Raw genomic sequence first — 9,455 nt, forward strand, 5'->3', positions numbered from 1 at the left:
TTGTATTGGTGTTTTTTAGTTGGTTTTATACAATTAAATCAGTTGTCTTTTCTTATTAATCTACATTTATGCTCATAAGCCATACCGTATCAAAGTAAGTATTGTTAACGTTTGAGTAGTATGAAATAAGAGCGTCTCTCCAGCTATCATGTTTTTTAAGATACACATACCTAAAATTATTCTGTGGGTTAATAAAATATTCAGCATGTATACCCCTATCCTTCAATCTGTTTATGAACTTATCTGTATTTTCCTGTTCACTAAACACATTTGCAATAACATAATAACCCGGCTCGACATCCTGTACGGTTAATATATCACTTCTCTTTGGTGCCTGCCTTACTAAATCAGTTTTGGCAGCATAGTAATCCTTTATCTCCTCCTCTGTATTGAGGTCTTCTTCTCGTCTGACATATTTAGAAGAAGGAGCTTTTGATGCATTTTTCGTTTGAGCTGTTTGTTGTAATCCCTGTCCATTTGCATTGTTTTTAGTATTAGTTAAGTGTGTATTTTTATTCTGGTTATTATTATTTCCTGCCGGCTTATTACCTGCAGTATTGCTATTCGTTTTTGGAGCAGTTACCGCTTGCCCGTTGTTATTATTTGCTGCCCTGGTTGCTTGTGGTTGCTGTGTAGCTGCCGCAGTAGCATTACTGTTATTCACATTATTTGGGGTACCGTTCGTGTTATTTTCCCCTTGATTATTGGTTTGTTGACTTTGGTTTCTGTTATCTGCATATTCTCCTTCATTTCCATTACCATTGTTATTTGCAGGCTGTTGTGTCTTATCGGTATCATTACTGCTGCTATTAGCATTATTCCCATTATCTCTACCTCCTGTTGTCACACCTGCTGCTACTCCTACTGACGGAAGATTTATACCGCCTCCGTTACCCGAGGAATTATTATTAGATCTGCCGTTATTGTTTGCATATCTTGGATTTGAAGCTGTAGCCGGCTGCCTAGTTTGTCTTGAATTACTTCGGGTATTTCTTCGGCCTCCGTTGCTACCATCTGTTACTTCATTGTTCCTTTCCCTCCTCTTGATATTCTCCACTTCATCTTCCGAACTATCCTGAACATGTATCAGGTATGGATTCTTCTCTATCCCTTCAGATTTTTTCTTTTCCAACGCATTAGCTGCTTCGGTAAAACGCTCGTATCTTTCAATGATCACTTCATCTTCTGTCCTGGCATCTGGCGGAGTGGAAACCACATAGTAACCACTTTTTGCTCTTTTAAGGTCTTCCAGCGTTTGCGGATTCTCTTCGGCATCCTCTCCCGGGTCATCTCTCTTCATTAACAGCATTTCTGTTTTTGCTCTTTCCAGCCTTGCTGCCTCTTCCCTTTTGGCATAATCAAGCAGGTTTTTAACCTTCTTATCAAACTCAGCTTTATGTATTTGAGCTATGGAGTCTTCCTTAATCAGTGCATCTAACAGATACTGACTCTCATCATCCAGTTCCATTCTCAGTTTTTCAATATCGGCATCCCTCTCCATGTCTGTTTCATAAAGCCCTTCTTCCTCTTCAGCCAGTACTTCATCTTCCAACTCTTCCACTTGTTCCTCAAGACTTGCCTGCTTTTTCTCTCCCTGTTTTTTATTTTGTTCTCTTAAGCTCAGTTTATCCTTCAGCTTAAAAGACATTATAATTTCATGCGATGGTCCAAGATTTACCAATCCTTCCTTCACGGTTCTTTCATACACATAACCTAAAGACAGTCTCTTGGTAAGGTGAAAACCTGCACCTATACCTACCCCATAGTAATCGTCTAACGATGTTTGTAACCACCCCAACCTTGGAAAGTGTACCAGTAACGAACCGTTTAAGGTAAAGCCATACAGTTCACTCATTCTCCCCCTTAAGGCAAGACTGAACTCGCTATCTTTAAAAAGATCTCTCATGGCTACCATTTTATGCGTATACATAACATGACCTGAATACACCTTATCGGTATACTTCTCCGACATCTCATCTGATTTGAAATCGTAGTCTACCATGTTTTCAGCATAAACACCTATGTCAAAATCTTTATAATTAAAATTAATACCTGGCTTAATGCTTACAAGAGAGTTGTTTCTCAGTTCCATAATTATAGGATCTGGTTCACCTGTTACAGTTCTGTTTTTATTAACTCCGCTGTTATAATAAGCCACGTTAAATCCTAATGTAAGGTTCATACGTTCTTTAAGCTTTATGTTATAAGAGTAGTTTGCCACTCCGCCAAAGCTGGTCACTACCCCCACGTTTTGCTGGTATATCCCGAAACCAAGACCTGATTTTTTTGAAAACCTCCCTGTATAACTAAGCATATATACCTTAGGAGAATCGTCAAACTGCACCCACTGGTTACGGTGGTATAGTGAAACATATGTGTTATCTTCCCTTACAAAAGAAAAAGCCGGATTGTATAAGAACCTGTTAAACTTTAAGTTATTCTGGTACGGAACATTAAAGGTTACTACTGGCGCATCCTGCGCATTTACCTTTGTAAAAGCGGCTATAAAAACTAATATGAAAAATAAGGAGTAGTAATTTTTAATCATCCGTTATTCAACAATAGTTATAGAGCCTCGCTTTGTAATCTCATTATCTTCCATAATAGTATAGTAGTATACCATACTCTTGGTGTCATAGGTGAAATCACTTTCCGGCCAGTTATTCATATAATTTGATGCCCTGAAAACAATTTTGCCGTCAGCAGCATATATCACAATTTCTACATTCTCCTGATTTACATATTTAATAGGTAAAGCCCATTTGTCATTATATCCGTCATTATTAGGCGTTATGGTATTTGGTATGGCTATTACATTATTCTCTACAAGCGATACGGTTACATCTCTTGAATCCTCACAATCACCTACTGTAGCTACTACGGTGTAAACACCTGCTTCGGTCACTTCAACATCTGGACCATAAGAAACTATCACCCCATTATGATACCATGTGTAGCTTTCGGCACCACTGGCAGTAATGGTAGATGTTGTGCCTTCAGGCAAGTCGTAAAACGGACCTGTACTTACCGCTATTTGCGACATGTCGTAAGGAATAACCTCAATAATATTTGACGATATAGTACAGTTTTCAAAGCTTACTTCCATAAAGTAACTACCAGATTCATCTACTGTTATAGAGCTTTCTGTGCCTATTACTGTGCTACTACCCTCTTTATACCAGGCATAACTGTAAGTACTATCATTAACATTTGAAGTTATATTGATAGTTGCCCCCTCATCACAAAATACATCGTCGGTTTCAATTACTACTTCAGCGATAAAGCCCAGGTTAACTGTAATAATATTACTAGGTACCACTCCAAAATCAGGAATGGTTACCTGTAACTGGTAAGTTCCGCTTTCTGAAACCATTATAGAAATACCTGTAGCACCTGTTATAGGAGTTCCATCCATAAACCATTGATATCCGTAACCATAATTATTATTAAGAATATCTATAGGTCCTCCCTGTGTTAGAGCCTCAAACACTACAATATTCAGAGCAGTTGCAGTATCGGCACACTCCTCAAAATCACCATCAGGCGCTATTTCAATATTAAATCCTGAAGGATAAATAAGGGTAAAAGTCAGTTCTTTTACAATATCACATTCCTCTGTCTGTTTCACTTCTACTTTATACTCTCCTGCTGTGTTGGCATAAATAGAAGATGTTGAAGCTCCCGGTATTGCAACACCATCTTTATACCATGTAAATACAGGAGATAGAGCATCGGTAGTTACCGATAGTACTTTATTCTCCCCTGGGATAATAACATCCTGTAAAGGTGTGTCAGGAATAAGGTTAAAGTCATTAAGTTCTAAACTAAGTGTATCTGAAGTAAACGAACAGCTTGCTGTTGTTATCACCACATAGTAATTACCTTCGGCGGTTGCGGTGTAAACAGAATTGTTATTGGTAGAAACCAGCACATTGTCTTTATACCATGCATAAGTATAGGTAGGATCTGAAATATTACAGGTTAAATCTACCTGAGGATTATCAGGGCATAATAAACCATTAGGGAATAAAGTTACATTTCCTAAACTTAATGTTATAGATACTGTATTTGATAGTAATGCAGAGAATCCCGGCATTATAACCTGTAGCCTGTAATTACCGTTTTGAGTTGCATCGTTAACCGTTAATGTTTGTGATGTTGCTCCCGGTATAGCCACACCGTTAAGGAACCACTGGTAAGCATACCCTAAATCGGTCATGGCAATATTTCCTTCAGAAGTAATTGCTGTAAAGTTTGACACACTAAGAGTTACTGATGCACTTGTACACGCCGAATAAGAATTATCTGGTGCTATTGTAATAGTAAACCCTGTTGGATAGCCCAATACAAATGTCATTTGTGCTGTTGCGTTACAGCCTATGGTTTGTGTAACTGTTACTGTATATTCACCATCCTGAGTTGCGGTCAATGTAGCTGTATTTTCAGGAAGTGGCACACCGTTTCTTGTCCAAGAATACTGAGGTCCCATAGCATCGGTAGTAACCGTAATAAATTTTTGCTGCCCCGGTAATATAACATCTACCGCAGGGCTGGTACTGTTTACCGAGATAGATTCGGTAGTAATGGTCATAACATTAGACTGTATGTTACAGCTACCGTTACCTACTCTTACATAATAATCGCCTTCGGCATTTGCGGTATAGGTAGAGCCTGTCGCTCCCGCTATAGCCACATTATCTTTATACCACTGATAGGTATAAGCTGGAGCTGTTAAACTTGATGTTAACACAGTTGTACCACCTGTACAGATAGTACTTCCACCAAATATAGTAACAGATGTCAACGCCAGGTTTATAGCTACTATATTTGAAGTTACCGGACCATAATCAGGCAATGTTACCACTAAATGGTAGTTACCGTTTTGGGATGCACTGTTTAAAGTAAGGCTTGGCGTAGTCGCACCTGCTACAGCTGTTCCGTTTTTATACCACTGGTAACCATATCCTATGTCAGTTACAGGTACATTACCTTCAGAAGTTATGGCTATAAAATTTGTAATATCAAGCGTCACCGATGTACTGCTACAAGCCGTATAACCCGCATCCGGGTTAATGGTTACGCTAAAGCCTGTTGGGTATTCCAGCACAAAAGTATACTGTGCCGTAGCAGCACAGCCTACCGTTTGTGTTACTGTTACTACATACTCGCCATCCTGCGTTGCATTGATTGTTGAAGTAGTGCCTGCAATCGGTGCTCCGTCTCGGGTCCATGAATATTGCGGACCATCGGCATCGGTACTAACAGTTAATGTTTTTGTCTCTCCCGGCATGATTATATCCAAAACCGGATCGGTACTCGTTATGTTTACAACCTCTGTCGTTATACTTACAATATTAGACTGCATGTTACAGGTACCATTACCTACCGTAACATAATAATCACCTTCGGCATTAACCGTGTAATTATAAGTTGTAGCTCCCGGTATGGCAACATTATCCTTATACCATTGGAAGCTATAAGTAGGTGCCGTTAAGCTGGATGTAAGTACTGTAGTAGCTCCCTCACAAATAGTATTACCACCCGTTACTGTAACTGTTTCAACAGCCAGGTTAATGGTTATTGTATTTGAGGTTACCGGACCATAATCAGGCAATGTTACTACCAGATAATAGTTCCCGTTTTCAGAAGCACTGTTAATAGTTAATGTTTGTGATGTAGCACCTGCAACGGCAACTCCGTTTTTATACCATTGGTAAGCATATCCTAAATCAGTTATAGCTACCGTACCCGAAGTGGTTGTAGCCGTAAAACTGCTTATATTAAGTGTTACTGATGTACTGGTACAGGCTATATAACCTGCTCCCGTAGCTATAGAAACATTAAAACTCGTTGGGTATTCCAGTACAAAAGTATACTGTGCCGTAGCAGCACAGCCTACCGTTTGTGTTACTGTTACAACATACTCGCCGTCCTGCGTTGCATTGATTGTTGAAGTAGTGCCTGCAATCGGTGCTCCGTTTCGGGTCCATGAGTATTGCGGACCATTGGCATCAGTATTAACAGTTAGTGTTTTTGTCTCTCCCGGTATTATTACATCTAAAACAGGATCGGTACTCGTTATGTTTACAACCTCAGTTGTTATTGTCATAATGTTAGACTGCATGTTACAGGTACCGTTCCCCACGGTTACATAGTAATCACCGTCTGAATCTACCGTATGGGTATATGCAGTAGCTCCCGGTATGGCAATATTGTCTTTATACCACTGGAAGCTATATGTTGGTGCTGTTAAACTGGAGGTTAATACAGTAGTCGATCCTTCACAAATAGTTGTCCCTCCAGTAATAGTAACAGTTTGTACTGCCAGATTTACTGTTACTGTATTAGAAGTTACAGGTCCATATCCCGGCAGAGTCGCTACTAAATAATAGTTACCATTTTCTGATGCACTGTTTAAGGTAAGGCTTGTTGTGGTAGCTCCTGCTACAGCAACACCGTTTTTATACCATTGATAAGTATAACCAAAATCTGTTACCGCAACCGTACCCGAAGTGGTTGTTCCTGTAAAGCTGCTTATATCAAGCGTAACCGATGTACTCGTACAGGCTATATAACCTGCTTCAGGATTAATTGTAATATCATAACTGGTAGGTGCTTCAAGTGTAAAGGTATACTGAGCTGTTGCAGTACAACCTGCCAGCTGCGTTACCGTTACTATATATTCTCCAGCCTGTGTTGCATTAATTGTTGCTGTTGTACCTGCAATAGGGCTACCATCAAGGGTCCAGTCATATTGAGGGCCATTAGCATCGGTAGTAACCGTAAGTACTTTTGTTTCTCCGGGAAGAATTACATCTACAACAGGATTACTGCTACTAACCGTAATTACATCCTGAACTAATGATAGTGAATTAGACTGTTGTGAACATGAACCTCCTGTAACTCTAAGATAATAGCCTCCTTCGGCATCAGCCGTATAAGTCGAAGCTGTTGCTCCGGGTATAGCTATCCCGTTTCTGTACCATTGGTAAGTATAACCTGCACTGCTAATACTCGAAGTAAATAAAACAGTACCTCCTTCGCATAATGTGGTATTACCGGAAATAACCGGAGTTGGAACTCCCAAGTTTATATTAATAGTGTTTGACACCAAAACACCATAACCCGGCAGGGTAATTTTTAGTACATAACTACCGTTTAGCGACGGATCGTTTAATGCTAATGTCGTGTTTGTACCCCCTGCAACTGCTACACCATCTTTGTACCACTGATAACTATACCCTAATGAATTACCTACCAAATTCACTATTCCATTCAAAAGCGTAGCGTCAAACTGGAATATTGATAGGTTAACCGATGTACTTACACACGAAGTATATGCAGATGTTTGTATTAATAAATCAAAATCTGTAGGATATTCAATAGTTACCGTAGCTTCTTTCGTGATTGAACATGGGGTCGTTTGGTTTACCGAAACTTTGTATTCTCCCGGCTCAGTGATATTAAGTGTAAGCCCTGTTTGTCCGGCAATCAGCACATTATCCTTATACCATTCTATAGTTGGAGAATTAGCGTCAGTAATTGCAGTAAGGGTTAATGTTTCCCCTGGTATTATTGAAGTAGTAACAGACGGATCTATATCTAATGTAAAGTCATTAGAATCAAGTGTTATAGCATTCGATTCAAACTCACATCCGTTACTGGTTAGCACTAAATGATAAACACCGCCTTCAGTAGCAGTGTAAACAGAGCCCGTTTCTCCCGGTATTTCTATATCATCCTTAAACCATTTATATGTATATCCCGGATCCTGGAGTACACTTGTGAGATCTATACCTCCGGGCGGACATATTGTTGTTTGTCCCCCCTGCGATTGTATGGTTGGGGTGAGCAAATTCTGGACCGTTACCTGTACTATATTAGAATAGGAGTCCATACTACATGAACCATAATCAGTTACCGCATAATACGACCCGGCTTCTGTCACTGTTAAAGTTGAACCTGTTTCTCCGGGAATCTCAACATAATCCTTATACCATATATAGTTTAACTGAGGATAGTAAACCGGTGAAGCTGGTGTTCCTAAATCATCTATAGTTAAGTCATAAGAACCTCCTCCACACAAACTAACTGTACTCACATTACCATTTATAGCAAATGGCTGGTTATGTATTGCATAGTAAGCAGCAAAAACATTACTCGGCGCACTTGTTTGCACCGGATTTGTACTCCTAACTCTAATCCTGTAGCCCTCGCCATATGCTGTAGTAGGTAATCCGAAACTACTTAAAACAGGAGATGTAGTATTGTTTAATGTAGCTATTGTAGTAGGACTGGCAAAACTGCCTGCATTGTCAGAAAGTTCAACTATAAACTGATTCCCCGGACCAAGATTTGCCGGAGGAAAGAATGAAAATGAGAAATTATAACTATTGAAAGTAGATGAAGCACATGCCTGTGTAAACCCTATAGATGGAGTAGAAATTACTATCTGCGCATTAGCGCAGCCAATAAATCCCATCCATACTACAAAAAAGTAGAATAGTAAATATTTTTTTACAAAAGGGTCGTGCATTTCTAGTTGATGTTTTTGGCGAATTTCAACTTTCAAGAATAAACCTATGTAAACAAATTCTTATCAAAAAAACAAATCGACAAAACAGTCATTAAATACGATAAAAAACACTTTTTAGATGCAATATGACTTTGTTAAAGTTTAATTTTAACAATTACTTTAAAAACATATTTTAAATATTTAACAAAATAAATATGAAAAAAAAATTATTTTTTAAATAAACAAAGTAAAATCTGTTAATAAAAATGTTAACAATACTTTAACAGGATTACTTTTATAAATATGTTTTTTATTTAAAAAATAAATAAAAAAGCGGTGTTGTTAAATAGAAAACAACACCGCTTTTGAGCCTTAAAAATTTCTTACTCTTCTATTACCGAAGCATCAGGAGCATTCTTTTTAACAGACTCTATACCTTTATCTCTTCCGGCTGCTGATTCATACATTTCACTACTCCCTATTACCTGTCCGTTTCTGGCTTTAAGGTTGAAATAATGTTTACCGTTACTAGCCGTTTTTCTGTCATATCTTTCATCACTTGGTGAATTTTCTTTTACAGATGAAATCCCATTATCACAAGACGCTTTGCTTTTATACATTTCGCTTGATAAAATCACTTCACCATTACCTGCTTTCAGGTTAAAATAGAAGTCTCCGTTCTTGGCTACTTTTTTAACAAATTTTCCCATGTCAATATTGATTTTTTGATTCAACTCAAATTTAACAATATATCATAAATCAAACCTTAAATTATTGTTAACAGAAAAGGCAGCCAATTGGCTGCCTTTTCTGTGTTTATAGTTTGTTAAAGATATTATCTCTTCAGTGAGAAGTGAGCCTTAAACTCTTTCTCTACAGGTTCTCCGTTTACAAGTTCGCGGTAGGTTACACTAAACCAGTAGTCCGTAGCAGGTAAAGG

At 38.5% G+C, this 9,455-nt stretch carries 3 protein-coding genes; all 3 read right to left on the reverse strand.

The genetic code is table 11. The annotated features are described in order from the left end of the window. Positions 1 to 55: 55 nt before the first annotated feature. Complete coding sequence (locus tag ABS768_RS14320) at positions 56 to 2,548, reverse strand: PorP/SprF family type IX secretion system membrane protein (RefSeq protein ID WP_408075626.1); 2,493 nt, start codon at positions 2,546 to 2,548, stop codon at positions 56 to 58. A gap of 3 nt (positions 2,549 to 2,551) precedes the next feature. Then, positions 2,552 to 8,536 (reverse strand): T9SS type B sorting domain-containing protein, encoded by a 5,985-nt coding sequence (locus tag ABS768_RS14325; RefSeq protein ID WP_408075627.1) that lies wholly within the window; start codon positions 8,534 to 8,536, stop codon positions 2,552 to 2,554. A 362-nt stretch (positions 8,537 to 8,898) separates the two neighbouring features. Further along, positions 8,899 to 9,225: a YegP family protein gene (locus ABS768_RS14330; RefSeq protein WP_408075628.1), complete on the reverse strand. Its 327-nt coding sequence runs from the start codon at positions 9,223 to 9,225 to the stop codon at positions 8,899 to 8,901. Positions 9,226 to 9,455 lie beyond the last annotated feature (230 nt).

The sequence above is a fragment of the Flavobacterium rhizophilum genome, assembly GCF_046000485.1.
Lineage (GTDB): Bacteria > Bacteroidota > Bacteroidia > Flavobacteriales > Flavobacteriaceae > Flavobacterium > Flavobacterium rhizophilum.